21 protein-coding genes are annotated in these 26,612 nt (G+C 62.8%); 12 read left to right on the top strand and 9 right to left on the bottom strand.

Annotated elements, in window-relative coordinates; translation table 11 throughout:
• Window positions 1-45: 45 nt before the first annotated feature.
• The 7 genes from GCN75_RS19520 (at window position 46) to GCN75_RS19490 (ending at window position 6,763) form a co-directional block, all read left to right on the top strand.
• Window positions 46-552, top strand: coding sequence for a DUF4390 domain-containing protein (locus GCN75_RS19520; protein WP_226938932.1), 507 nt, complete (start codon window positions 46-48; stop codon window positions 550-552).
• On the top strand, window positions 552-2,849 hold the full coding sequence (locus GCN75_RS19515; RefSeq protein WP_152283903.1) for a sensor histidine kinase: 2,298 nt from the start codon (window positions 552-554) through the stop codon (window positions 2,847-2,849). Before GCN75_RS19520 ends, GCN75_RS19515 begins: the two co-directional genes overlap by 1 nt.
• A 98-nt stretch (window positions 2,850-2,947) precedes the next feature.
• On the top strand, window positions 2,948-3,667 hold the full coding sequence (locus tag GCN75_RS19510) for a response regulator (RefSeq protein ID WP_152256164.1): 720 nt from the start codon (window positions 2,948-2,950) through the stop codon (window positions 3,665-3,667).
• Window positions 3,664-4,065: a GTPase gene (locus tag GCN75_RS19505; RefSeq protein ID WP_152283902.1), complete on the top strand. Its 402-nt coding sequence runs from the start codon at window positions 3,664-3,666 to the stop codon at window positions 4,063-4,065. Before GCN75_RS19510 ends, GCN75_RS19505 begins: the two co-directional genes overlap by 4 nt.
• Window positions 4,066-4,230: 165 nt before the next feature.
• On the top strand, window positions 4,231-4,488 hold the full coding sequence (locus GCN75_RS19500; RefSeq protein WP_010393222.1) for a BTH_I0359 family protein: 258 nt from the start codon (window positions 4,231-4,233) through the stop codon (window positions 4,486-4,488).
• A 77-nt stretch (window positions 4,489-4,565) separates the two neighbouring features.
• The gene (locus tag GCN75_RS19495) at window positions 4,566-5,345 is read left to right on the top strand and encodes a class II glutamine amidotransferase (RefSeq protein ID WP_101484851.1); all 780 of its coding nucleotides are present in this window, start codon (window positions 4,566-4,568) and stop codon (window positions 5,343-5,345) included.
• Between the two features lie 137 nt (window positions 5,346-5,482).
• The gene (locus GCN75_RS19490; RefSeq protein ID WP_152256167.1) at window positions 5,483-6,763 is read left to right on the top strand and encodes an EAL and HDOD domain-containing protein; all 1,281 of its coding nucleotides are present in this window, start codon (window positions 5,483-5,485) and stop codon (window positions 6,761-6,763) included.
• Window positions 6,764-6,910: 147 nt separating this feature from the next.
• On the opposite strand, the gene GCN75_RS19485 is transcribed toward GCN75_RS19490, so the two are convergent.
• Entirely contained in the window at window positions 6,911-7,282 is a 372-nt protein-coding gene (locus GCN75_RS19485; RefSeq protein WP_152283901.1) for an SPW repeat protein, read from the bottom strand.
• Window positions 7,283-7,397: 115 nt separating this feature from the next.
• A complete protein-coding gene (gene metH / locus GCN75_RS19480) occupies window positions 7,398-11,192 on the bottom strand; it encodes a methionine synthase (protein ID WP_152283900.1) in 3,795 nt (1,264 codons plus the stop codon).
• A 653-nt stretch (window positions 11,193-11,845) separates the two neighbouring features.
• Between metH and GCN75_RS19475 the strand changes: the two genes are divergently transcribed.
• Window positions 11,846-14,320, top strand: a complete 2,475-nt coding sequence (locus GCN75_RS19475) for an IPT/TIG domain-containing protein (protein ID WP_152283899.1) — start codon at window positions 11,846-11,848, stop codon at window positions 14,318-14,320.
• A gap of 116 nt (window positions 14,321-14,436) precedes the next feature.
• On the opposite strand, the gene fmt is transcribed toward GCN75_RS19475, so the two are convergent.
• Window positions 14,437-15,393 (bottom strand): methionyl-tRNA formyltransferase, encoded by a 957-nt coding sequence (fmt, locus tag GCN75_RS19470; protein ID WP_152283898.1) that lies wholly within the window; start codon window positions 15,391-15,393, stop codon window positions 14,437-14,439.
• A 94-nt stretch (window positions 15,394-15,487) separates the two neighbouring features.
• A complete protein-coding gene (gene def, locus GCN75_RS19465) occupies window positions 15,488-16,030 on the bottom strand; it encodes a peptide deformylase (protein ID WP_152283897.1) in 543 nt (180 codons plus the stop codon).
• 312 nt (window positions 16,031-16,342) lie between these two features.
• Here def and dprA point away from each other — a divergent pair, with 312 nt between their 5' ends.
• From dprA to GCN75_RS19450, 3 genes are all read left to right on the top strand, one after another.
• On the top strand, window positions 16,343-17,449 hold the full coding sequence (gene dprA, locus GCN75_RS19460) for a DNA-processing protein DprA (RefSeq protein ID WP_152283896.1): 1,107 nt from the start codon (window positions 16,343-16,345) through the stop codon (window positions 17,447-17,449).
• A 94-nt stretch (window positions 17,450-17,543) separates the two neighbouring features.
• Window positions 17,544-18,008 carry a DUF494 family protein gene (locus GCN75_RS19455; RefSeq protein ID WP_034749287.1) on the top strand — a complete coding sequence of 155 codons (465 nt, stop codon included), beginning with the start codon at window positions 17,544-17,546 and terminating at the stop codon, window positions 18,006-18,008.
• A 293-nt stretch (window positions 18,009-18,301) separates the two neighbouring features.
• Window positions 18,302-20,971 (top strand): DNA topoisomerase III, encoded by a 2,670-nt coding sequence (locus tag GCN75_RS19450; protein ID WP_152283895.1) that lies wholly within the window; start codon window positions 18,302-18,304, stop codon window positions 20,969-20,971.
• Between the two features lie 81 nt (window positions 20,972-21,052).
• On the opposite strand, the gene pcaC is transcribed toward GCN75_RS19450, so the two are convergent.
• The 5 genes from pcaC to GCN75_RS19425 all read right to left on the bottom strand — a co-directional run bounded on the left by pcaC (window position 21,053) and on the right by GCN75_RS19425 (window position 26,024).
• Complete coding sequence (gene pcaC, locus GCN75_RS19445; protein WP_152283894.1) at window positions 21,053-21,451, bottom strand: 4-carboxymuconolactone decarboxylase; 399 nt, start codon at window positions 21,449-21,451, stop codon at window positions 21,053-21,055.
• A gap of 78 nt (window positions 21,452-21,529) precedes the next feature.
• Window positions 21,530-22,258, bottom strand: coding sequence for a hypothetical protein (locus tag GCN75_RS19440; protein WP_152283893.1), 729 nt, complete (start codon window positions 22,256-22,258; stop codon window positions 21,530-21,532).
• Between the two features lie 75 nt (window positions 22,259-22,333).
• Complete coding sequence (locus GCN75_RS19435) at window positions 22,334-23,719, bottom strand: alkaline phosphatase (protein WP_405002829.1); 1,386 nt, start codon at window positions 23,717-23,719, stop codon at window positions 22,334-22,336.
• 68 nt (window positions 23,720-23,787) lie between these two features.
• Window positions 23,788-25,188: an alkaline phosphatase gene (locus tag GCN75_RS19430; RefSeq protein WP_226941474.1), complete on the bottom strand. Its 1,401-nt coding sequence runs from the start codon at window positions 25,186-25,188 to the stop codon at window positions 23,788-23,790.
• 164 nt (window positions 25,189-25,352) lie between these two features.
• Window positions 25,353-26,024 carry a hypothetical protein gene (locus tag GCN75_RS19425; protein ID WP_152283890.1) on the bottom strand — a complete coding sequence of 224 codons (672 nt, stop codon included), beginning with the start codon at window positions 26,022-26,024 and terminating at the stop codon, window positions 25,353-25,355.
• A 99-nt stretch (window positions 26,025-26,123) separates the two neighbouring features.
• Here GCN75_RS19425 and GCN75_RS19420 point away from each other — a divergent pair.
• On the top strand, window positions 26,124-26,612 hold a 489-nt coding region (locus GCN75_RS19420), incomplete at its 3' end, for a LysR family transcriptional regulator (RefSeq protein ID WP_226941469.1).

Raw genomic sequence — 26,612 nt, 5'->3', positions numbered from 1 at the left:
CGACTCTTCCGACTCCTGGCCCTGCTGCTGATGCTGGCATGTACCATGCCACGCGCGCATGCCGCCGACATGGTCGAGATCACCCGTGCCTACATCGAGTCGAGCGAAGAGGGTTACAAGCTGGCCGCCACGTATTCCTTCGAGCTCAATCACGACCTCGATGATGCGGTACAGCATGGCGTGCCGCTGTATTTCACGACGGAAATCGAACTGACCCGGCCCCGCTGGTACTGGTTCGATGAAAAAGCCATCGTGGCGCGCCAGACCAGCAAGCTGTCGTACAACGTGCTGACGCGCCAGTACCACGTGTCGGGCGGCGGCTTGCAACAAAGCTTTCCCACCCTCGACGATGCGCTGTTCCTGATCCGCCGTCCCAGCCGCTGGCTGGTGGCGCGGCGCGGCGAGCTGAAAGTGGGGCAGACGTATAACGTCACCTTGCGCATGGGCATGGACCGCGACTACCTGCCCAAGCCCATACAGGTCAATGCCTTCAACAACAGTGACTGGCGCCTGGCTTCGAATAAAAAAACCTTCTTGTATACGGCGGAGTAGTGAGTCAAGCATTGCGCTATCTGCTGGTGGTGGGCGGCGGCATTGTCAGTATCCTGCTGTTCCTGCTGGCGTCGGCTTCCGACAATTCCGGCTTCTTCGACCGTTACTACACCTGGCTGCTGGGCCTGAACGCGGCCGTGGCCGTGTCCCTGCTGGCGCTGGTGGGCATTTCCCTGGCCCGGCTGTACGCGCGCTACAAGAGCGGCAAGTTCGGCTCCAAGCTGATGACGCGCCTGGTGATGCTGTTCGCCGCCGTCGGCATCCTGCCGGGGCTGGTGATCTTCCTTGTTTCCGTGCAATTCGTATCCCACTCCATCGAGTCCTGGTTCAACGTCAAGATCGAAGCGGCGCTGGAATCGGGCATTGAGCTGGGCCGTGCGGGCCTCGATGCAGCCCTGGTCGAGCTTGACCACCGGGGCCACAAGGCGGTCGATGAACTTGGCGCCGATCCGGTGGCCGGTCCGGCCGTGCTGACCAGCCTGCTACGCGAAGAGGGCATGCAGAACGTCATGATCGTCAGCGGCGACGGCGTGCTGCTGGCCAGCGCCGGACCGCACAGCGCGGCCGACTTGCCGACGCCGGCCATGCTGGTGCAGGCGGCCTTGCCGGCTGGCTATGCCTCGGCGGAAGGGGGCCTGGAATTGCACGACGATGGCACGGAGTCGGGCGGCGGCGGTTTCCGCGGTGGCGTGTCGGCGCCGCTGGAACCGGCGGCCAGCCTGCGCCTGCGGGTACTGGTGGCCGTGCCGGGCCCCTCCGTCTCGCCCCGCTACCTGCAACTGCTGCAGGCGGTGCCGCCCAAGCTGGCGACGAATGGCGAGGTGCTGCGCGCCGCCTACAGCGAATACAAGGAACGCTTCGTCGCGCGCGTGGGTCTGCGCAAGATGTACATGGAAATCCTCACCTTGACCTTGCTGCTGGCCATTTTCGGCGCCATCGGCAGCGCTTTCCTGATCGCGGGCAACCTGGCCCAGCCTTTGCTGCTGCTGGCCGAAGGCACGCGCGCCGTGGCCGAGGGCGACCTGTCGCCGCGCCCCATCGTCGCCACCAAGGACGAGCTGGGGACCTTGACGCAGTCGTTCAACATCATGACGCGCCAGCTGCTCGACGCGCGCACGGCCGTGGAAAGCAACCGCGCCGCGCTGCAAAACGCCAAGGCCCACCTGGAATCCGTGCTGGCGAACATGTCGGCCGGCGTGATGGTGCTCGATGGCGATTTCAAGCTGGTGACCTGCAATGAATCGGTCGAGCGCATCCTGCAGCATTCGGGCATGAGCATGGTGGGCCAGCCGCTGGCCGATATTGCTGGGATGGAAGAGTTTGGCGGCGCCATCATCAGCGCCTTCACGGCGCAAAGCGCGCAATCGGCATCGGGCCGCAACCAGCAGCGTCTGCACTGGCAGCGCCAGATCGAGATTCCGCGCCGCGTGGGCAGCAGTGCCGACGAGCACGACATCACCTTGCTGGCGCGCGGTTCGCGCCTGCCGCTGGAGTCCGGCAGCGGCTACATCGTCGTGTTCGATGATATTTCCGACGTGATTTCCGCGCAGCGCTCGATCGCCTGGGGCGAGGTGGCGCGCCGCCTCGCGCATGAAATCAAGAATCCGCTCACACCCATCCAATTGTCGGCCGAGCGCCTGCAGATGAAGCTGGAAGGCAAGCTGGAGCAACCGGATGCCGACTTGCTCAGCCGCGCCACCACCACCATCGTCAAGCAGGTCGATGCGATGAAGCGCATGGTCGACGATTTCCGCGACTACGCGCGCACGCCGCCGGCCGTGCTCACGCCCTTGCGCTTGAACGAGCTGATCGAAGAAATCCTGAACCTCTACCTGCGCGGCGACGATGGCGACATCATCCACCCCATGCTGGCGCCGAACCTGCCCATGGTGATGGGCGATCCCACCCAGTTGCGCCAGGTTATCCATAACTTGCTGCAGAACGCGCAGGACGCCATGGCGGACCTGCCGCCGGACTCGCCGCATCCGCGGATTGACGTACGGACGGAAGCAATTCATTATCGCAGTGCGGACGGCGGCGTGAATATCGCCGTGCGGCTGGCCATCACCGACAATGGCCCTGGTTTCGCGCCAAAGATCCTGGCGCGCGCCTTCGAACCCTATGTGACCTCAAAGGCACGGGGCACGGGATTGGGCCTGGCGATGGTGAAGAAAATTATCGATGAACATGGCGGACGCATCGATATCGAGAACCGGGTCGACGGCAATGGCGCTTCGGTGGTCATTTTGCTGTTAAAGTTAGCTCCCGACACTCCTGCCCAGGAATTCCTGGCATGAAGGTCTGGTTTAGTATTTAAAACACTAATAAAATCATAGTTGTCCGCCGTGTGCATCTTGTGCGCGACGGCCGGCGAAATGAGGAAGGCAAGACACGAATGGCAAACATACTCGTAGTGGATGATGAAATGGGTATCCGTGAGTTGCTCTCGGAAATATTGGGCGACGAAGGACATGCTATCCAGCTGGCCGAAAATGCGCAGCAGGCGCGCGAAGCGCGTGCCGCCGGTGCGCCGGATCTGGTATTGCTGGATATCTGGATGCCCGACACCGATGGCGTCACCTTGCTCAAGGAATGGCAGCGCGATGGCTTGCTGACCATGCCCGTGATCATGATGTCGGGCCACGCCACCATCGATACGGCGGTCGAGGCGACGCGCATCGGTGCCATGAACTTCCTGGAAAAACCGATTGCCCTGCAAAAACTGCTGAAGGCAGTGCAGCAAGGCTTGACGCGGGCACAGGAAACCGTGCGCGCGCCGAGCGTGGCGCCCCGTCCGGCGGCACCCGTGGTGGCCGAGGAAAGCAGCCATCCCGTGCCCAGCTTTGGCGGCAGCGCGCCGCAACAGCTGATGGTGCGCCCAGGCATCGCCATGCCGGCGGTGGCCGAGGGCCATGGCTACAACCTGTCGTTCGACTTGCCGCTGCGCGAGGCGCGCGATGCGTTCGAGCGCATGTACTTTGAACACCACCTGGGCCGCGAAGGCGGCAGCATGACCCGCGTGGCGGAAAAGACGGGCCTGGAGCGCACCCATTTGTACCGCAAGCTGAAACAGCTGGGCGTCGAACCGGGCAAGCTGGCCAAGAAAGGCCTGTGACGCCAGCCGTGCGGCGTCCGACGCCGCTGACCCTGGTCAGCGGCGGACGCGCCGCCGGGCGCGAGGCGGCCATCGCGCGCGCCTTGCCGCCGGACCAGCCGGCCGCCGTGATCCTCGAAGGATTGGCTGACGGCAACGGCATCCTGGCCGACCTGGCCGAGCAAGTTTCTCCTTCCTCATCGTTTCCACTGCAACTGTTGCGCATTGCGCCTGGTTGCCTGTGCTGCAGCGGCAATCTCGTATTGCGTGTAACATTGAATCGTCTGCTGCGCCATCCACCCGCGCTCTTGTTCATCAGCCTGGCCGATGCCTCGCACATCGAACAATTGCGCACCTGGCTCACTGCCAGTCCCTACGATGCCCTGCTGGCGCTGCAAGCAGACATGGTGGTGTCCTGAACGCGGTTTTTGACGTTTTCCTGCTTGCATCACCGCAGTCGCAATTTGCATCTCGTTACAACTCTGTAGCCCGCCGGGTGGCACGGCGCTTGAAATGGCGCCGTATCAACCCCACCTCTGTTCTGACACCGCAGGAGATTCTCCTGCTTGAGCGAAGGATGCAAAATGAACCTGATCTATAACAGCGAGCAATACAGCGTCGTGGAATTCGGCGCCGACGTCGACCTGGAAGCCCTGCGTTTTGGCGGCTATGAAATCGTCGACAAGGGCGGCAAGCGCGAAACCTTCATCGCGGGCGTACTTGCCCAGCATTTCCGCCGCGACGTCACGGAATTGATCGCCAGCGAACCCAGCATGGAAGAGATCGATGAATTTTTGGGCAGCTACGATTCCCTCATGAGCCAGCCGGTCCTGTTGCACTAGGCGGATGGCCATCGCCGCCATACCAATCCGCCGGACGGCATGGTATGGTGGCCGTGTTATCCCGCTGCAAACAGATCATGTGCCAACTTCTTGGAATGAATTGCAATGTCCCCACGGACATTGTCTTTAGTTTTACCGGCTTCGCCATGCGCGGCGGCCATACCGATACCCACCATGACGGCTGGGGCATCGCCTTTTTCGAGGGCGCCGGCGTGCGCCATTTCGTCGACCACCAGGCGGCCATCGCCTCGCCCGTGGCCGAACTGATCAAACGCTACCCCATCAAGTCGCGCAATGTCATCGCGCATATCCGCAAGGCGACCCAGGGCCAGGTGGCGCTGGAAAACTGCCACCCGTTCGTGCGCGAACTGTGGGGCCGCTACTGGGTGTTCGCCCACAATGGCGACCTGAAGGAATTCCATCCCGTGCTGACGGGCAGTTACCGTCCCGTCGGTTGCACGGACAGCGAGCTGGCGTTCTGCTATCTGCTGCAGGAGCTGCATGCGCGCTTCGGCGACGCCCCGCCGGCACTGCCGCAGCTGCATGCGGCCCTGGCGGAGCTGTTGCCCAGCATCGCGGCCCATGGCACGTTCAACATGATGCTGTCCAGCGGCGAAGCGCTGTTTGCCCACTGTTCCACCAGCTTGCACTATCTGGTGCGACAACATCCGTTTCCAACTGCTAAACTCTCCGATGAAGACCTGAGCGTGGACTTTTCCCAGGTGACGACGCCCCAGGACCGCGTGGCCGTGATCGTTACCCAGCCGCTGACGACAAATGAGCAATGGACGGCGTTTGCGCCGGGCGAATTGAAGTTATTTGTCGACGGGATGGTGCAAGACACGCCGGTAGCCTAATTTGTTGACGACAATACGCGTGATTGCTGCCAAAATACCCACAGCGCGGGCGAAATTCAGCTAAAGTATTGTCAATAGTGAACCTTGATGCGGGCGCCGCGCGGCCGGTGTCACTCGACCTGATTGATGAAGAGTTAATGATCGATATTTCCAGCAACGACATCACCCCGAAACCCTTGCGCGTGCGCGAGTTCTATCTGGGGCGACAACCTATCCTTGACCGCAATCAAGCCCTGTTTGGCTATGAGTTGCTATTCCGCAACGCTCCGGTCGGTCCCGCCAACATTACCAGCGACCTGTCCGCCACGGCGTCCGTGATTGCCCACGCTTCCCAGCTGGGCATGGAAAAGGTCATCGGCGACGCGCTCGGTTTCGTCAACGTCGATGCCGACGTGATCATGAGCGACATCTTCGTTTTCCTGCCGCGTGAAAAAGTCGTGCTGGAAATCGTCGAATCGATGCCCGTCACGCCGGAAGTGCGCGCACGCATCAGCGAGCTGGTGGGCCACGGCTTCACCTTCGCGCTGGAAAACGTGGTGTCCGACACGTCGCAAGTGCAGGAGCTGTTGCCACTGGTGCAATATGTCAAGATGGACATGAGCACGGTCGACCCGAAAGTGCTGGCAGCGCTGGCGCCCCGTTTCAAGCAGGAAAACAAGAAACTGGTGGCGGAGAAGGTCGAGACGCGCGAAGAATTCAAGTCGGGCCTGGACCTGGGCTTCGACTACTTCCAGGGCTATTACTTTGCCAAGCCTGCCATCATGACGGGCAAGAAGCTGTCGCCGTCGCAACTGGCCGTCATGGAACTGATGACCCTGGTGACGTCGGACGCCGACAACATGGATATCGAGCGCGCCATCAAGCGCGACGTGTCGCTGGCCCTGAACCTGTTGCGCCTGGTCAATACGCCGGCCGTGGGCGCGCGCCAGCGCATCGATTCGCTGAGCCAGGCCGTGACCGTGCTGGGCCGCCGCCAATTGCAGCGCTGGCTGCAAATCATGCTGTATGCGGAACCAAGCAAGCGCGGCCATAGCATGACGCCGCTGCTGATGCTGGCTACCACGCGCGGTCGTTTGCTGGAATTGCTCGCGCATAAACTGCGCCCGAACCACGCCCATTCGGCCGATATCGCGTTTACCGTCGGCATCATGTCCCTGATGGATACGCTGTTCGGCGTGCCCATGTCGGAAATCCTCGGCCAGATCGAAGTGATCGACGAAGTGGCCGAAGCGCTGCTGTCGCGCGAAGGCTTCTATGGCGACCTGCTGCGCCTGGCCGAATGCATCGAGCGCATCGAAGACATGGAAGGCGAGATCGTGCCCACCTTGCGCGACCTGGCCATGTCGCCGGACGACCTGGTGGAGCTGGAAATGGCCGCCTATGAGTGGAGCGACAACGTAGTACGATACGCGCTGTAGGTCGGATTAGGCCCGAAGGGCCGTAATCCGACAATACTGTAGGCGGTAACAGGTGTTGTCGGATTGCGCGCAAGCGCTAATCCGACCTACCCGATTTATCTAAAAGAGCCCTGCACGGCGTCGCCGTGGCAGGGTTTTTTTACGCCGCTAGGCGGCCGCGCCGGGCCAGTGCTTGTGCAGCTCGGGGTCGGTGCGCAGTTCCCACAGGGCCAGGACGGCGACGGCGATGCCGACGATCAGCTCGTTCCACATGACGACGCGCTGTTCGGCCAGCCGCAGGACCCACGGCGAGGCGGCGACCCAGACGCCCACCAGCAGGTTGACGACGACGGCCCAGAAATACGTCTTGTACAGGTCGAAGGCGGCCAGGATGGCGATCACCAGGCCCGAGACGAAGGCATTGATCATCTGCGGCGAGCCTTCGGGATAGGAAAAGGCCCAGGGCGAGACGAGCAGCCACAGGCCCAGCAGCAGGATCACTTGATCTTGCCAGCGTTTCAGTTTGAAATTGGTTGCCATATATTACCTCCTTGCCAGTTGGGAAACGGGCCGGAGCGGGCATGCAGCATGCCGACCGGCATACTGCGTTAGTGCGCTGCGGCGCGCGATAAGTTCCGCGCGCCGTGTACCTGGATCAGGACAGATTGGGCGACAGCCAGCGTTCCACGTCCTCGATGCTGACGTTGCGGCGCTTGGCCATGTCTTCCACCTGGTCCATGCCGATCTTGCCGACGACGAAGTATTTCGATTCCGGGTGGGCAAAGTAGAAGCCGGACACGGCTGCGCCGGGGAACATGGCATACGATTCCGTCAGCTGCATGCCGATTTCCTCCGCCTGCATGACCTCGAACATTTCCTTCTTGACGGTATGCTCGGGGCAGGCAGGGTAGCCGGGCGCGGGGCGGATGCCCACATATTTTTCGCCGATCATGTCGTCGTTGCTCAAGTGCTCGTCCGGCACATAGCCCCACAAATCCTTGCGCACGCGCTCGTGCAGGTATTCGGCAAACGCTTCGGCCAGGCGGTCGGCCAGCGATTTGAGCATGATGGACGAGTAATCGTCGTGCGCATCCTCGAAGCGCTTCTCGTATTTCTCGATACCGAGGCCGGACGTGACGGCGAACATGCCGATGTAATCCTTCACGCCCGATTCCTTCGGGGCAATGAAGTCGGCCAGGCACTGGTTCGGGCGCTGCACGCCGTCGACCACGGGTTTGACGCCCTGCTGGCGCATGCCGTAATACGTGAACGCCACGCTACTGCGCGTATCGTCCGTGTACACCTCGATATCGTCGTCATTGACGCTGTTGGCCGGCAGCAAGGACACGACGCCATTGGCCGTCAGCCAGCGCCCGTCGATGAGTTTTTTCAGCAAGGCCTGGCCTTCCGCGTACACCTTGGTGGCCGCGTCGCCCACCACGTCATCGGTCAGGATGGCGGGGAAGGGGCCGGCCAGGTCCCAGGTCTGGAAGAACGGACCCCAGTCGATGTAGTTGGCCAGGGTGGCCAGGTCGACGTTTTTAAAGACGCGTCGGCCGATGAACTTTGGCTTCACGGGCGTGCACGGGCCGTCGAACGGCACGAGCATCTTGTTGGCGCGCGCCTGCGCCAGCGGCAAAATCGGCAGCGCCTTCTTGTTGGCGTGCTGCTCGCGGATGCGCGCGTAGTCGAGTTCGATGTCTTCCACATACTTGTCGCGCTGTTCCGGCGTCAGCAAGGATTGCGCCACGGATACGGAACGCGAGGCGTCCGGCACGTAGATGACGGGGCCTTCGTAGTTGTGGGCGATTTTCACGGCCGTGTGGGCGCGGCTGGTGGTGGCGCCGCCGATCAGCAGGGGAATCTTGAGCATGCGGAAATGTTCGTCGCGCTGCATTTCCTTGGCGACATACGCCATTTCTTCCAGCGACGGCGTGATCAGGCCCGACAGGCCGATGATGTCCGCGTTTTCCACCTTGGCGCGGGCCAGGATTTCCGAGCACGGCACCATCACGCCCATGTTCACCACTTCGAAGTTATTACACTGCAGCACGACGGTGACGATGTTCTTGCCGATGTCATGCACGTCGCCCTTGACGGTCGCCATGATGATCTTGCCCTTCGGCTTGGCAACGATGCCCGTGCGCTTTTCTTCCAGCAGCTTTTCTTCCTCGATGAACGGAATCAGGTGGGCCACGGCCTGCTTCATCACGCGCGCCGATTTCACCACTTGCGGCAGGAACATCTTGCCCTGGCCAAACAGGTCGCCCACCACGTCCATGCCGGCCATCAGGGGGCCTTCGATCACGTGGATGGGACGCCCGCCATTGTGCAGCAGTTCCTGGCGCGCTTCTTCCGTGTCTTCCACGATGAATTGCGTGATGCCGTGCACCAGCGCGTGCGACAGGCGTTCCTGCACCGTGCCTTCGCGCCAGGCCAGGGTTTGCGCCTCGGCCTTGCCGCCCGCCTTCAGGGTGCCGGCAAACTCGATCATGCGCTCGGTCGAGTCTTCGCGGCGGTTCAGCACCACATCTTCCACGCGCTCGCGCAATTCCGGGTCCAGGTTGTCGTACACGCCCACCATGCCCGCGTTGACGATGCCCATGGTCATGCCCGCCTTGATGGCGTGGTACAGGAAGACGGTATGGATGGCTTCGCGGGCGGGATCGTTGCCGCGGAAACTGAAGGACACGTTCGACACGCCGCCCGAGATCTTCGCGTATGGCAAGTTTTCCTTGATCCAGCGCGTGGCGTTGATGAAGTCGACGGCGTAGTTGTTGTGCTCTTCGATACCGGTGGCCACGGCAAAGATGTTCGGATCGAAAATGATGTCTTCCGGCGGGAAGTCCAGCGCATCGATCAGCAAGTGATAGGCGCGCGCGCAAATCTCGATCTTGCGCTCGAAGGTATCCGCTTGCCCTTTTTCATCGAAGGCCATGACGATGACGGCCGCGCCATAGCGGCGGCACAGCTTGGCCTGACGCAGGAATTCTTCCTCGCCTTCCTTCATGGAAATCGAGTTGACGATGGCCTTGCCCTGCACGCATTTCAGGCCCGCCTCGATGACCGACCATTTCGACGAGTCGACCATGATGGGCACGCGGGAAATATCGGGTTCCGACGCGATCAGGTTCAGGAAGCGCGTCATGGCCGCCAGCGAGTCGAGCATCGCCTCGTCCATGTTGATGTCGATTACCTGCGCGCCATTTTCCACTTGCTGGCGGGCCACGGACAGGGCTTCATCGTATTGCTCGTTGAGAATCATGCGCGCAAACGCCTTCGAACCCGTGACGTTGGTGCGCTCGCCCACGTTGACGAACAGCGACTCGTCGTTGACGACGAACGGTTCCAGGCCGGACAGGCGCAAGTCGTGCGACGGGGCTGGCACGGTGCGCGGGGTGTTTTGGGACAGCAATTTGCCGATGGCGGCGATGTGCTCGGGCGTGGTGCCGCAGCAGCCGCCCGCCATGTTCAGAAAGCCCGCGTCGGCGAATTCGCGCAGCAGGGCGGAAGTGTCGGCAGGCAACTCGTCGAAGCCCGTGTCGCTCATGGGGTTGGGCAAGCCCGCGTTCGGGTAGATGCACACGAACGTGTCGGCGATCTTGGCCAGCTCTTCCGCGTACGGGCGCATCAGGGCGGCGCCCAGCGCGCAGTTCAGGCCGATGGTCAGCGGTTTCGCGTGGCGCACGGAATTCCAGAAGGCAGGCACGGTCTGGCCCGACAGGATGCGGCCCGAGGCATCCGTGACGGTGCCGGAAATCATCAAGGGCAGGCGCACGACATCCGGATTCTGCTCGTAGAACAGGTCGATGGCGAACAGGGCCGCCTTGCAGTTCAAGGTATCGAAGATGGTTTCCACCAGCAGCACGTCGGCGCCGCCTTCCACCAGGCCCTGCGTCTGCTGCAGATAGGCGGCCACCAGCTGGTCGAAGGTGACGTTGCGCGCGGCCGGGTCGTTCACGTCGGGCGAGATCGACGCCGTCTTCGGCGTGGGTCCCAGGGCGCCCGCGACGAAGCGCGGCTTGTCCGGCGTGGAATATTTATCGCAGGCGGCACGCGCCAGTTTGGCGGCCTGCACGTTCATTTCATAGGCCAGGTGGGCCATGTGGTAGTCGTCCTGCGCGATCGTCGTGGCGCCGAAGGTATTCGTTTCGATCAGGTCGGCGCCCGCCGCCAGGTAGCGCTCGTGGATTTCCTGGATGATGTGCGGCTGCGTCAGGGTCAGCAGCTCGTTATTGCCCTTGACGAACAGTTCACGCGCGCCGCTGTCGGCCGGCGCGGCGAAATCGATGAAGCGGCCAGCGGGGCCGCCCCGGTACGCTTCTTCGTCGAGCTTGTATTGCTGGATGATCGTGCCCATCGCGCCGTCGAGGATCATGATCCGCTGCGCCAGAATGGCGCGCAAGGTGGCTTCGGTCGGGGACAGGGCAGGGATCACGGTAGCGTTCATTTCATGCTTTCAATAGGCAAACGGGCGGCGGCGCGGTGGCCAGGCGGTTGCGGGTCAGCTTGATCAGCGGACGGAGAGTGCCGGCCGGGTAGGGCGGGCAGAAGGTGGCAATCGCCTGATTTCACCGGGCCTAAAATTATACGGCATCAGGCTGCTTTGGTTTTAAGCAAAAGCGGCCCCCAGGCCAGTCTGCGTTGTTTCGCGCAACACAAGGCCGTCACGGCCAGCCCGGCGGCGGCGGCTGCCCGGCCCCTTCCGTAAATTACATTCCTGAAAATCTTACTCAAAATGTTAATTCTTCCGATAAAGTTGGCAAGACGGCATGGCGTCTAGGCTGTGGAAAAATTTCCACATTATTTATCTCTGTCTCAATTATTTTTCATGAATGGAATGGCAATAGCTGCAAAGGAAAATAATTTTGATTTACAGCAATACAGAATGAAACCGGTAATGCTAAAAATAAAGTTTGCCAAGCAGATACTTTAATTATTATCAAAACCAATTGAATCAAAAGCATTAATAGTTGTCTTCGGGAATCGAATTAACCGATAATATTGGTTCCTTGAAATTAAATTCTCACCAAAAGTCACCGATATGTCACATTTCTCTCGTGTCCTCCCCTGCATCGCGCTGCATCAACATGGTTGCCAGCCATGAAAAACCATCTGCTTGTTGCATTGTTTGTCGTGCTGGGCCTGTCCGCGTGCGGTGGTGGCGGAGGCGGTGGCGATACGGTGGTGGCGGCCACCTCCGGTGATACGGTCCTGACGCCTGCCGTAACGGCCGTCTCGGCGGCGAATGTCGCCGTGGGCGGCAGCCTGGTGCTCACGGGCAAGAATCTGAGCCGCGCCACCGCCTTCCAGGTGGGCGGCGTGACGGTGGCCACCAGCGCTGCCAGCGACAGCAGCGTTACCCTGGTCATGCCTGGCGTGCCCGTCCAGGGCGCCTTGAGCCTGGTCAGCGCCAGCGGCACGGCGGCCACCAGCTATAACGTGAATGTGTACCTGCCCTTGAGCGTCAGCAGTGTCGCGACCTTGACGGGCGGCGTCGGTTCCAGCGTCACGCTCGCGGGCGGCGGCATGGGCGCCGTGACGGCCGTGCAGTTTGGCAATGGCGCGGCGGCGACGCCGCAAAGCCAGACGGCCAGCAGCGTGACCGTGGTGGTGCCACTGGGTGCGGCAACGGGGCCGCTGACGGTGCGCGGTCCCTATAACGATGTGATCAGCAGCGATACGTACACGGTCCTGGCCAGCGTGGCGGTGACGTCGATCACGTCGGCCGTCAACGGCGCGACCTTGTCGGTGACGGTGCAGGGCAGCAATCTCGACCAGGTCAGCTCGGCGTCGGTGGGCAGTACGCCAGCCACCATCGTCAGCGCCAGCGCCAGCCAGCTGCTGCTGTCGGCGCCAGCCTCGGCAACGGGCAACGTGATGCTGTCGGCCGCTGCGCGCGTCGCCGTCAATGCCGGCACGGTATCGGCCTTTACCCTGGGCAGCATTGATTTCGCGCAAGTACTGAACTTGAACGCCAGCGATACGGCCTTGCGCCTGACGCGCGGCAAGCCGGCCGCCGTGCGCGTGGCCGTGCTGGCCGCGCAGGCGGGCCAGGCCAGTCCGGCCGTCATCCTGAACGCGACCGCCGCCAATGGCAGCAACCTGGGCAGCATCACCATGACGGGGCCGGCACTCTTGCCGACGACGAAGAACAATGACAGTTTCAGCGGCAATTTCAGTGCCGTCCTGCCGTCCGGCTGGATCTTGCCCGGCGTGCGCGTGCGCGTGACGGCCGTGGGCAATGATGGCGTGCAAGTGAGCCAGGAAGCGGCGCCCACGGTGGCCAGCCTGGCCAAGATTCGCCTGGTGCTGGTACCGCTGAGCACCGATGATGGCGTGGCGCAACTGCCTGACGCCGAGCTGATCCGTGCTGCGCTGCTGCGCGTGTATCCGTATGCGACGGAAAACATCAGCATCACCACGCGCGCTGCGCTGAGCATGCCTGGCAGCAGCACGGCCGACAGCTGGTGGAGCGATACCCTGAGCAAGCTGGAAAGCAAGCGCGCGCTGGAAGACAGCGGCGCCTACTATTATGGTTTCGTGCCGAAAATGTCTTCCACGCGCGCCGCCGGCCTGGCCTACATCAACGGGCGCAGCAGCGGCAGCGACTTCACGTCGGCCATCGGCCTGGACGCCCGGTTCAACAGCATTGCCTCCGTCGATCCGTTCGGCAATAGCTGGCCTGAATGGCTGACCACGCTCGTGCATGAGCTGGGCCACAACCACTCGCTGCAGCACGTCGCCTGCGGCGGCCCGGCTGGCGCAGCCACCGACTATCCGTATGCGAATGGCGACCTGGGCCCGCAACCGCTGTACAACAGCAGCTATGCGGGCAGCATCGGCCAGCTGAGCAAGGCTGTGTATGGCAGCACGCCGATGAAGGACGTGATGAGCTATTGCAGCGGCGCCTGGTTCTCCGACTACAGCTATGCGCGGGTGCAGCAATTCCTGGAAAAACGCAGCACGCAGCCTGCGGGCAGCAATGTGCTGGCCGCCAGCATGTCCGTGGCCGAGAATGGCTATCTGACCATTTCCGGCCGCATCACGCCAGGCGGCGTGGCCCTGCGCCCGGCCGTTGCCTCGTCGGCGCGCATCGGCACCGCTGCCAGCGGCAGCGGCCATGCGTACACCCTGCGGATCCTGACGGCGTCCGGAGCGACTATCGACTTGCCCTTCGATGGCGTCTCCGTGGCCGACCATGGCGGCAACGCCATGAGCCACTTCCGCGTCAGCTTCGCCAACCCGGGCGAAATCAGCGATGTGCAAGTGTTGGCAAATGGTAAGGCTTTAGCCAAGCTGGAGCGCCCGGCGCGCCGCAGCAAGGCCGCCGCCAACGATGCCACGTTTGATGCGACGCAAAGCGGCGGCAAGCTGGCGCTGGTCTGGAATGCCGAGGCGGAACCGTATGCGGCCGTGCTGCACGTGGCGGCCGATGGCCGCAAGACGGTGGTCGCCAGCGACTTGACGGGTGGCAAAGCCAACGTCGACGTGAGCGCCTTGCCGGCCGGCGGGCGTTTCGAAGTCAGCCTGTCGTCGTCCGTGGGCGGACGCCTGATGAAGGTGCAGCGCCGCTAAGCGCTACGGCTGGATGCAAAAAAGGCTTGCCGCGGCAAGCCTTTTTTTATGTGCGCAATACGTACAGATGCTGTGTGCGCCAGGTACTGCCCTTGCCGCGGGCAGCGATGGCCTGCTTAAACGAAGCGCTTGCCTTCGAGGGGGAAACCCTTGATGAATTCGGCCGCGGGCAGGCGCTTGCCGCCCGGTTTTTGCAGTTCCGTCAGGCGCAGGGAGCCGTTGCCGCAAGCGACGACGATGCCGTGCTGGGCGTCGGCCGCCAGTACCTGGCCCGGCGCTTCCTTGCTATCCGCCTCGAGCACGTCGGCGGCCCAGATCTTGATGGTGATGCCATCGACCTGGCCGCAGGCGCCGGGAAACGGATTAAAGGCGCGGATCTTCAAGCCCAGCTCCAGGGCCGGCAGACTGAAATCGAGTGCTGCCTCTTCCTTGGCGATTTTGGCCGCGTAGGTCACGCCCGCTTCCGGCTGGGGCACGGCTTCCAGCGGCTGCTGCTGCATCTTGCGCAGGGTCTCGACGATCATCTTGCCGCCCAGTCTGGCCAGCTTGTCGTGCAGGCTGGCCGTGGAATCGCCCGCTTCGATGGGCGTGCGCTCGATGGCCAGCATGGGGCCCGTATCGAGGCCTTCTTCCATCTGCATGATGGTCACGCCCGTTTCATCGTCGCCGGCTTCGATGGCGCGGTGGATGGGCGCGGCGCCGCGCCAGCGCGGCAGCAAGGAACCGTGGATATTGATGCAGGGTTTGATGTCGAGCGTGCTGCGCGGCAAGATCAAGCCGTAGGCGGCCACGACCATCACGTCGTAATCGGTGGCCAGCAGGCGCTCGTGGGCTGCCTTTGCTTCCGCGGCGCGCTGGGGATCCTTGCTGTCCATGCGCAAGGACAGCGGCTGCAGCACTTCGATGCCGTGTTGCTGCGCGTATTGCTTGACGGCCGAGGCGTGCATCTGCATGCCCCGTCCGGCAGGGCGGTCGGGCTGGGTCAGCACCAGCGGAATCTCGAAGCCCGCTTCGTGCAAGTCTTTCAGGGCCGTGGCGGCAAATTCAGGCGTGCCTGCGAAGATCACTTTCATATGGTTCCTTGACGTGAGGTGCGCAGGCCCGCGCCGGAGGCGCCAGGCTGGCAGGGTGTTACGGTCAGTCTATCAGCACAGCGGCAAAAGCGGATTAGAAGCGGCGATTCTGCGCGCGCAGGCTCGCTTCGCGTTCGAGACCACGGATTTCCTTGATCATCTTGGTCTTGATGCGGTTGCGCTTGAGCGGCGACAGGTATTCGACGAATACCTTGCCCAGCAAATGATCCATCTCATGCTGGATGCAGACGGCCAGCAAGCCATCGGCTTCCAGTTCGAACTGCTTGCCGTGGCGGTCCAGCGCGCGCACCTTGATGCGGGCCGGGCGCTCGACGCCATCGTAGACGCCGGGCACGGACAAACAGCCTTCGTCGTAGACCTGCTTTTCTTCGCTGGCCCAGGTGATTTCCGGGTTGATGAACACTTGCAGCTGGTTTTTCTCTTCGGTGATGTCGATCACCATCATCTGGATATGCTCGTCCACCTGCGACGCGGCCAGGCCGACGCCCGGGGCGTCGTACATGGTTTCGGCCATGTCGTCGATCAGGGTTTGCAGGCGCTCGTCAAATTCCGCGACGGGCTTGGCGACCGTGTGCAGGCGAGGATCGGGGTAACGCAGGATATTTAATATGGACATACGGATTCGACTGGTTAAGGTGGGCGCCGGTGCGCCGGATAATTCATGCCTGGGCCATGCGCGCGATGGCATGGCGGATTGTTATTGAGTGTGCGTACGCTACGGTTGGGTGCGTGCGGCGCAACGGCGCGGCAGATGCGTTTGCCAGTGCGTCGATTTGTCTGCTGCAAAGGGAAATTTTATCACAGACGCCCATGGCCCTGTGGATGCGGGGCCGTTTTGCCCCGCCATGGCACGCATCCTTGCGCGCGTCGGCATCGCGCGCGCGCCATGGCGCTAGCATGGGGGAGCACAGTTCATAGCGAGGTTGTCATGCATGCAATTGCAACGACGGCAGACACGGCCACGGAGCTGGCGGGCTGGCTGCGCCTGCAGCATGTGCCCGGCGTGGGGCCCGTGGCGGCGCGCGCCTTGCTGGCCCGCTTCGGCTTGCCGCCGCACATCTTCTCCGCCCCGTTCGACGCCTTGCGCGAGGTGGTGCCGGCCAGCGTGGCGCGCCTGATCGCGCAGCCGCCCAGGCCCGTCGCCAACAGCCAGCTGGAACTTACCCTGCAGTGGCTGCAGCGGCCCGGCAATGCCGTGCTGACCCTGGCCGATGCCGGATATCCGCCCCTGCTGCTGGAAATTGCCGATCCGCCGCTCTTGTTATATGTGCGGGGGCGGGCCGAACTGCTGTCGCGGCCCGGCGTGGCCATCGTCGGCAGCCGCAATGCCAGCGCGCAAGGCATGCAGAATGCGGCCGCGTTCGCGCACACCCTCAGCGGGGCAGGCGTGACCATCATTTCCGGGCTGGCGCTGGGCATCGACACGCACGCGCACGAGGGCGGCTTGCGGGGCGCGGGCGGCACCGTGGCCGTGATCGGCACGGGCGCCGATTTGGTGTATCCACGACGCAATCTTGATCTGGCGCAAAGAATTGCCGAACAAGGCTGCATCGTCAGCGAGTACGCGCTGGGCTTGCCCGCCATGCCCGCTAACTTTCCGCGCCGCAACCGCCTGATCAGCGGCCTGGCGCGCGGCGTGCTGGTGATCGAGGCGGCCGCGCAATCGGGCTCGCTGATCACGGCGCGCCTGGCGGGCGAGCAGGGCCGCGACGTGTACGCCTTGCCCGGCTCCATCCATGCCACCCTGGCCAAGGGTTGCCATGCGCTCATCAAGCAGGGCGCCAAGCTGGTCGAGTCGGCCGACGACGTGCTGCAGGAATTGTCCTGGCTGGGCATGCCGGCGGCGCGGCCCGACGACGCGGCGCCCGTGGACACGCCGCTGCTGGCCGTGCTGGGCCACGATCCCCACGATGCCGATACCCTGGCCGCGCGCAGCGGCCTGGCCATGGGCGTGCTGATGGGTGAATTGCTGGCGCTGGAGCTGGCGGGCCGGGTGGAACGCTTGCCGGGAGGACTGTTTCAACGCTGCAAATGACAGCTTGTCACTTGTGTGGCGGCCTTGCCGCACGGGGCCGCTTTGTCGGCGCGCACCCTTGTGCCGCAGCGAACTTAGCTGATAGAGTAGAGCCATGTTCGATATCCTGGTGTACCTCTACGAGACTTACTATCGCCCCGATGCCTGCCCCGAGCCGGCAGTGCTGGCGCGCAAACTGTCGGCCGTCGGTTTCGACGACGTGGAGATTTCCGAAGCCCTCGTGTGGCTGACGGACTTGAACGCCATGGCCGGCGTCGAACAGACCCTGACAGCCAGTTCCACGGGCACGCGCTTCTATGTGCAGCAGGAAAGCGACGTGCTGGGCACGGCCGCCATCGGTTTCATCCAGTTTCTGGAAAGCGCCAAGGTGCTGTCGCCGCTGCAGCGCGAAATCGTCATCGAGCGGGCGCTGGCCCTCGACGAGGCGCCCGTTTCGCTGGGCAAGCTGAAAGTCATCGTGCTGATGCTGCTGTGGAGCCAGGGCAAGGAACCGGATGCCCTGATGTTCGACGACCTGTTTGTCGACGACGAAGACCTCCCGCCGCGCTTATTGCACTAATATATAGGCGTCGCTGGCGGCCGCTGCCGCTGCCTGCCCGACCCTGGCGCCGCCGCCTAGCCATCCCCTTTACTATGTGCTGTACCGGCGCGCCCGCCCGGCCATTGTGTTTGCGCCTGCGCATTCTTGCTTGCAGATAACTTGCCGAATTCTTCAATAGGCGCTTATCATTGGCCGCTTGACAAGACCACAAGTCACAAGGCCTTGCGCAGACAAAAGCGTCGGCGCCTGGCAATGCACTGTATGATGCGCATGCTGAAACTATCCTAGAGCATTTTTCGAGACTAAAAAATATGACAAAAACCCTCATCATCGCCGAGAAGCCTTCTGTCGCGAACGATATCGCGAAGACGCTTGGCGGCTTTACCAAGCACGATGAGTACTTTGAATCGGATGAATACGTCCTGTCGTCGGCGGTCGGCCACTTGCTGGAGATCGCCGTGCCGGAAGAATTCGACGTGAAGCGCGGCAAATGGAGTTTCGCGCACTTGCCGATGATTCCACCGTATTTCGCGCTGAACCCGATCGCCAAGACGGAAGCGCGCCTCAAAGTATTAAACAAGCTGATCAAACGTAAAGACGTTACCACCCTCATCAACGCATGCGATGCGGGGCGCGAAGGCGAGCTGATTTTCCGCCTGATCGCGCAAAACGCCAAGGCCAAGCAGCCGGTCAAGCGCCTGTGGCTGCAGTCGATGACGCCGGGCGCCATCCGCGACGGTTTCTCGCACCTGCGCAGCGACGAAGAAATGCTGCCGCTGGCCGATGCGGCCCGCTGTCGTTCGGAAGCCGATTGGTTGATCGGTATCAATGGCACGCGCGCCATGACGGCGTTTAATTCGAAAGAAGGCGGCTTCTATCTGACCACCGTGGGTCGCGTGCAGACGCCGACCCTGTCCATCGTGGTCGAACGCGAAGACAAGATCAAGAAATTCGTGCCGCGCGACTTCTGGGAAGTGCGCGCCGAATTCGTCTGCGCAGCCGGCATCTATGAAGGTCGCTGGCTGGACACGAAGTTCAAGAAGGACGAGAACGATCCCGAGAAGCGCGCCGAGCGCCTGTGGAGCAAGACGGCTGCCGACTCGATCGCCACCGCCTGCCGCGGCCGCCAAGGCATCGTCACGGAAGAATCGAAGCCGACCACCTCGATGGCGCCGGGCCTGTTCGACCTGACCAGCCTGCAGCGCGAAGCGAACTCGCGTTTCGGCTTCTCGGCCAAGAACACGCTGGGCCTGGCCCAGGCGCTGTATGAAAAGCACAAGGTCTTGACGTATCCGCGTACCGATTCGCGCCACTTGCCGGAAGACTACATGCCGACCGTGCTGCAGGCGCTGGAAACGGTCAAGGAAAACAGCAACTACCACCAGTTCGCCAAGCAGATCGTCGACAAGGGCTGGGTCAAGCCGAACAAGCGCATCTTCGACAACACGAAGATCTCGGATCACTTCGCCATCATCCCGACGACGATTGCACCGAAAAACCTGTCCGAGCCGGAACAGAAGCTGTACGACCTGGTCACGCGCCGCTTCATGGCCGTGTTCTTCCCGCCTGCGGAATTCCAGGTCACCACGCGCTACACGGAAGTGTCCGGCCATCAGTTCAAGACTGAAGGCAAGGTCATGACCAATCCGGGCTGGCTGGCCATCTACGGCAAGGAAGCATCGACGGACGCGGACAAGGAAAGCAATGGCAACGGCAACCTGGTGCCCGTGGCCAAGGGCGAGAAAGTGCAGACGGAAAGCGTCAGCGCCAACGGCCTGGTGACGAAACCGCCCGCGCGCTTCACGGAGGCGACCTTGCTGTCGGCCATGGAAGGCGCCGGCAAGCTGATCGACGACGACGAGCTGCGCGATGCGATGGCCGGCAAGGGCCTGGGTACGCCAGCCACGCGCGCGGCCACCATCGAGGGCTTGCTGACGGAGCGTTACCTGATCCGCGAAGGCCGCGAACTGATACCGACGGCCAAGGCATCGCAGCTGATGACCTTGCTCAAAGGCCTGGGCGTCAATGAGTTGACCGCGCCGGAGCTGACGGGCGAGTGGGAATACAAGCTGTCGCAGATGGAAAAAGGCAAGATTTCGCGTGAAGAATTCATGCGTGAAATTGCGCAGATGACGCAAATCATCGTCAAGCGGGCCAAGGAATACGACAACGACACGATTCCCGGCGACTACGCGACCCTGGAAACGCCATGCCCGAATTGCGGCGGCGTGGTGAAGGAAAACTACCGCCGTTTCGCCTGCACCAAGTGCGAATTCTCGATGAGCAAGACGCCGGGTTCGCGCCAGTTCGAAATCGCGGAAGTGGAGCAATTGCTGAAGGACCGCACCATCGGCCCGCTGCAAGGTTTCCGCTCGAAGATGGGCCGTCCGTTCGCCGCCATCCTGCGCATCGTGCGCGATGAAGAGATCAAGAACTTCAAGCTGGAATTCGATTTCGGCCAGAATGACGAGAGCGAAGATGGCGAAGGCGTCGATTTCACGGGCCAGACGCCCGTGGGTCCTTGCCCCAAGTGCAACGCCGGCGTGTACGAAATGGGCCTGGCCTATGTGTGCGAACACAGCGTAGCCAAGCCGAAGACGTGCGATTTCCGCAGCGGCCGCATCATCTTGCAGCAGGAAATCTTGCCGGAACAAATGGCAAAACTGCTCAACGATGGCAAGACGGACCTGTTGCCGGGCTTTGTATCGCAGCGTACCCGCCGTCCGTTCAAGGCCTTCCTCGTGCGCGGCAAGGATGGCAAGGTGAGCTTCGAGTTTGAAGAGCGCAAAGCCAAGCCGGGCGCGAAGACCAAAGCGGCAGCGGCCGAGGCGGAAGGCGAAGAAGGCGCGGCGCCAGCGAAGAAGACGGCCGTCAAGAAAGCGGCAGCCGTCAAGAAAGCGCCGGCCAAGAAGGCTGCGGCCGTGAAAAAGCCGGCCGCCAAGAAGGCGCCGGCGAAGAAGGCGGCAGCAGCGGCGGAGTAATCGTCTGCGGCATCAGCCAGCGTCAAAAAGCCAGGGATCGCTCCCTGGCTTTTTTTACGTCCCGATTTGATGGATGAATAGTCAGCCTGGCGGCGGGGCCGGCTCCACCAGCCCCATTTCCCGCAGCACTTCATGCGCGGAACGGAAGGCGTCGATGGCCAGCGGCATGCCGCAATACACGGCCGCGTGCAGCAGCACTTCCTGGATTTCCTGCATCGATGCGCCATTGTTGACGGCGCCGCGCACGTGGCCGCGCAGCTCCTGGGCGCGTCCCAGGGCCGTCAGCATGGCGATCGTCGCCAGGCTGCGCGTTTTCAGGTCCAGGCCGTCGCGGCACCACGTCGTGCCCCAGGCGTTGCGCGTGACGAAGTCCTGCAAGGGCGCCGTGAAGGCGTCGACCTGGGCAAACGCGCGTTCGACAAAGGCGTCGCCCATCACCTGTTTGCGAATGCGCAAACCGTTCTCGAATTGTTCATCCATGCCGCGCTCCCTTTGCTGTACGCTGTCGATACTAGCGAGCGGGCAAAGTGCGGTCAAGCGCGGCGTGGCGGCTTGCGCTCAGTCCAGGTAGTCCGAGTATTCGCGCTGCGCGTAGTTCTGCAGGTTTGCCCATGGCTGGGCCTTGCTCACGCCTGGCTGCAGCTTGACGTCGACCCGGCGGTAGAACGTGTTCGCGCGGTCGCCGCTTTCGATGATCAAGGGAATCTGCTTTTGCTCATCCCACAGGATGCGCTGGAACACGCCATTTTTTTCCACTTCGCGCCAGCGCGCGCCCGTCACGTTCGATGCCTGTTTCGACAGCGGCATGGCGGCCACCAGTTTCGGGTCCAGCAGATAAAAACTGTTTTCCCAGGAACCGTCGAAATTGACGTTCTCGTACTCGGCTTTCGGGATGGAGACGACGATCTTGTCGTGCGCATCGATGTATTCCATGCGCACCGTGTTCTTTTCCAGCATCACATGGCGGGGAATCAGCACGGGATTGAAGTGCTTGTGCTCATGCTGCGTGGCCGCGGTCGATGTCTTCAGCGCCACTTTCCTGTTCTCGCCATGGCTGTGGCCGGCATGCGCGTCGGTGGCCGGCGCCAGTACGCGCTCGACCCACACGTGGCCGGGACGGCGCAGCATTTTTTCTTCGTAGCGGCTTTCGCGCGTCACGCCTTCCGGCGTCAGCACGCGGCTGTAATAGGTGATGCCCAGGTCCAGGTCGGCAGGGGCGGCGGGCGCGGCCTGGGCGCTGGCGGCAAAGCCGGCGGCCAGGAGGACGGCGATCAGGGTCGGTTTCATGGTGTTGCCTTTACGTGCAAAGGGGGCGGAGGGCATACGCCATCCGCCCCGGTGGGGTTACCGTGTTGATGCAGATCAGAAGCCGAAGGCGGCCTTCAGCAAGTCAAACACCTTGGTGTTGTCCAGCGTGCCCTTGAAGGTCTTGGCACCGGCACCCGTGGCCAGCAGTTTGACGTCGCCGCCGCCATGGGTTTCGCTGGCCAGGCGCACGCCTGTTTCTTGCAGGTAGTTGTCTTTCAGGGCCGTGGCGCTGTCGACATTGCTGCGCAGATCAGGGCGGTTCGGGCCATTGCCGAATACCAGGGTGGTGTAGGTATTGCCATCGGCATCCTTGCTTGGCTGGTTATCCTTGTAGCCGCGGTTGATGTCGAGGATAGGGTTGCCGCGCTTGCCGTAGCCGTTGAACGCCAGGGTGTGGTCATGGTCGGCCGTGACGACGATCAGGGTGTTGGCCAGCGTCGGATCGGTTTCCTTGACCTTGGCGATGGCCGCCTTGATGGCGTCGTCGAAGGCGATGGTGTCCGTCAGCGCGCGCTTGGCGTTGATGCCGTGCAAGGCGTGGTCGATGCGGCCGCCTTCGACCATCAGGAAGTAGCCGTTGCTGTTTTTCGACAGCAAGTCCATGGCTTTCAGCGTCATTTCCGACAGGCTAGGCTGGGTCGCGCCTTCGCCCAGCGGCGGCGTGGCGGTGCGGTCCAGCTCATATTCCAGGTGGCTGCGGGTGCTGTACAGGCCGATGAATTTCTTGCCGCTTGGCGCTGCCGCCATTTCCGCTTTCGTCGCGGCCACGGTGTAGCCCTTGGCGGCAAATTCCGTCAGCAGGTTGCGGCCATCGGCACGGCCATACTTGTTGCTGGCCGACCAAGGCGTGAAGTGGTTGCGGCCGCCGCCCATCAGCACATCGACGCCGTCGCCCAGGGCAGCGTTGTAGCCTGCGCCGCCCGGCACCGTTTGCGCGGCAATCGCGTATTGCGCATTGCGGTTGCAGATGTGCGAGAAGGTCGTTGCCGGCGTGGCGTGCGTCAGTTCCGTGGTGGTGATGGCGCCCACGGCCTTGCCCTTGGCTTTCGCCAGTTCCAGGATGGTCGGCACGGTCTTGCCGCCGGCCGGGCAGTTGTCCACGCCCAGGTTGCCGTTGGCATCGCGGCTGGGCTCTTTGGCGATCGTGTCCTGCGCCATCGAGATGACTTCATTGTTCATCTTGACGCCGGTCATGTAGGCGGCCATCGATGGCGCGCTGTCCGTCGTTTGCGCATCGTTCGAGAACGTCTTGATGCGCGCCGTGCGTTCCAGCGTGTCCATCGTCAGGCTGCCGTCTTCCTTGTACTGGTAGATGCGCGCGGCCGTCACGACGGACGGGCCCATGCCGTCGCCGAGGAAGAAGATGACGTTCTTGGCGTCGGCGGCGTAGGCGCTGGCGACGCTGGCGGCCACGAGCGTGGTCAGCAAGGAGAGTTTCAGGGCCGATTTCAGTGCGGCGGGTTTCAATGCGCTTTTCATGTGCTTGTCCAATTCTTGTCTCTTGGGGATTACAGACCGCCGGCGGTCTTGACCAGGCCGAATACTTTGGTGTTGTCGATGGTGCCCAGGAAGGTTTCCGAACCCTTGCCGATGGCGCCCAGGAAGACGTCCGTGCCGCCGTGGGTTTCATTGCCGGCCGTGGTGCGGATTACCGCTTCCTGGTGGTAGGTGTTGGCGCTGGTGACGGTTTCATCGAGGCTGGCCATGGCGGCGCGGCTCGATTGCGTGCGGTTTTCGCCATTGCCGAAGCCGATGATCGAATACGGTGCGCCGTCCAGGTCTTTCTCGATGGCGCCGGTCACGTAGTTCTTCACCACGCCCAGGACGCCAGGGTTGCCGGCAGCCGTCTTGCCCGTGCGCTTGGCATAGCCGTTCAGCACCAGGGTGTGGTCATGGTCGGCCGTGACGACGATCAGGGTATTGGCCAGGGTAGGATCGCTGACCTTGGCTTTTTCGATGGCGGCCTTGATGGCGTTGTCGAATGCGACGGTGTCTTGCAGCGCTTTCTTGGCGGTGGTTTCATGCAGCGCATGGTCGATGCGGCCGCCTTCGACCATCAGGAAATAGCCCTTCTTGTTCTTGGCCAGCACGTCCATGGCCTTGGTGGTCATTTCCGCCAGGCTAGGTTCTTTGGCAGCATCGCGGTCCAGGTCGTAGCTCATATGGCTGGACGTGAACACGCCGAACAAACGGTCCGTCTTGGCCGCATCGACGGCCTTGAAGTCGGTGGCGTTGTTGGCGATGGTGTAGTTCTTCGCTTTCAGCTCGGCGACCAGGTCGCGGCCGTCGGAACGCTTGCCGCCATCCTTGAACGGTTTGAAGAATTGCGCGCCGCCGCCGAGAACCACTTCCAGGCCGGAAGCGCCCAGCGCGTTGTTGTAGCCCGTACCGCTAGGCACCAGGGCTGCGGCGATATCGTTTTCCAGGTCGCGGTGGCAGATGTGCGAGTACGTCGCGGCCGGCGTGGCGTGCGTCACGCGCGCCGTGCTGACGACGCCGGCGGCAAAGCCCTTGGCCTTGGCCAGTTCCAGCAGGGTGGTGGCAGGCGTGCCGTTGCTGGTGCCGCAGTTGTTGACCAGCTTGTTGCCGTTCGCATCCGTGCCCGGATCGATGGCGACCGTGTTGGCGGACATGGAGATGACTTCATTGTTCATCTTGACGCCGGTCATGTAGGCAGCCATCGATGGCGCGCTGTCCGTCACTTGCGCATCGTTCGAGAAGGTCTTGACGAAGGCCGTTTCCGGCAGGGTGTCCATGGTCAGCGAACCGTCTTCGCCCACCGAATAGATGCGCGCGGCCGTCATCGTGGTCAGGCCCATGCCATCGCCGAGGAAGAAGATGACGTTTTTCGGTGGCGTATCTGGCGCCACGTCGTCTTTTTTGGCGTCGCTGCCGCAGGCGGCCAGCATCAGGGTGATGGCGACGCTGCAGCCAGCGACGGAAATTTTTCTGCGTGTCATGTGGTTCATCCGGCTAGGTTTGAAAGAGCTAGCAAGATAACAATCCAATGTGACACCCTCATGACGGTGTGACACGTTTTGTGACGGCGCAACGCCATCGCCGGTGTGCTGCTTTAGCGTACGTCCTCGGTAGAAAAATACACCGTACCGCGCAAGCGGGCCGCTTGTCCCAGCTGCGTGCGCAGGGCGCCGGCCGGGGTTTCCCGCACGCCCGACCTGGCCACCACGATGTCGGCGTGCGGCGCCTTGGCAGGGCTGGTCCAGGCCACGATATGCTCGAAATCGGGCCGGCTGTCGATGCGCTTGACGAGGAAGCGCTGCGTGCCGTCGCCCACCTGCAGGTAGCGCGCGCTGGTATTGACGGCAGGCGCCGGCGACAGCTGGCGCATCAGCAGCACGCGCTCGACGACGATGGCGGCCGCGCCGTAGCCGGGCTCGGCTTTGCCATCCTTCTCGAAATGCCCGCGCACCACCGTCGCCCGGAACTGGCGCAGCGGCTGCGGCGTGGCGGGCAGCAGGCGCGCCAGCTCGAAGCGTTCCGGCTCCAGGGTCCACAGGGCGGTCCTGCCGTCGAGCTGCCGGCGCAGCCGCGCATCGAGGGCGGGGTCGGCCAGCCGCAGCTGCAGCACCACCTGGTAGTCGTGCGGGGCATGGAACATGGGCAGGTGCGAAGCATAGAGCCCCTGCTTGCCGCCAAACAGCACCATGCCGTGCACGCCCCAGGTCGGTGGCGTGGCATGGGCGAGGCTGGACGTGAGGAGGAAGAGGGCAAGGAAACGCAGCATGGGGAAAATGGCAGAGTGACGATGCCACGATGATAGAGCCGGTATCATGGCCGGTACAGCAACCATTTTTCATATTATGTGTCCCATTGGGAAACTATCATGCCCCTGAACCTTGCCGACCTGCGCGTGTTCTGCAGCGCCGCGCGCCAGCCCACCCTGGGCGCGGCGGCGCTGGAATTGCATTTGACGCCATCGGCCGTCTCGAAAGCCTTGCGCCGCCTGGAGGGCGACATGGGCGCGCCCCTGTTCGACCGCAGCGGCAAGCAATTGCTGCTCAACGATAGCGGCCGCCTGCTGCTGGCACGGGCGCGCGCCCTGCTGGCGCTGGCCGAACAGGCGCGCCTGGACGTGATGGGCGAGCGGGGCGCCATCGCCTGCCGCATCGCCGGTCCGGCCCTGCTGCTGTGGCGCCACGCGGACGCCCTGGCGGCGGCGCTCGATGCGTATCCGCAGGCCAGCGTGCACCTGCAGCCCGCTTTCGAGGATGCGGCGCTGGCGGCCCTGGCGCGCGGCGACTGTGGACGGTGTTTCCGAATATCGACGATGAAAACCACTTGCTGGAATGGCTGCAGGCGCTGTTCCTGGCCC

It is taken from the genome of Janthinobacterium violaceinigrum, from assembly GCF_009208555.1.
Lineage (GTDB): Bacteria > Pseudomonadota > Gammaproteobacteria > Burkholderiales > Burkholderiaceae_D > Janthinobacterium > Janthinobacterium violaceinigrum.
This window is presented reverse-complemented; position numbering and strand designations above follow the sequence as displayed.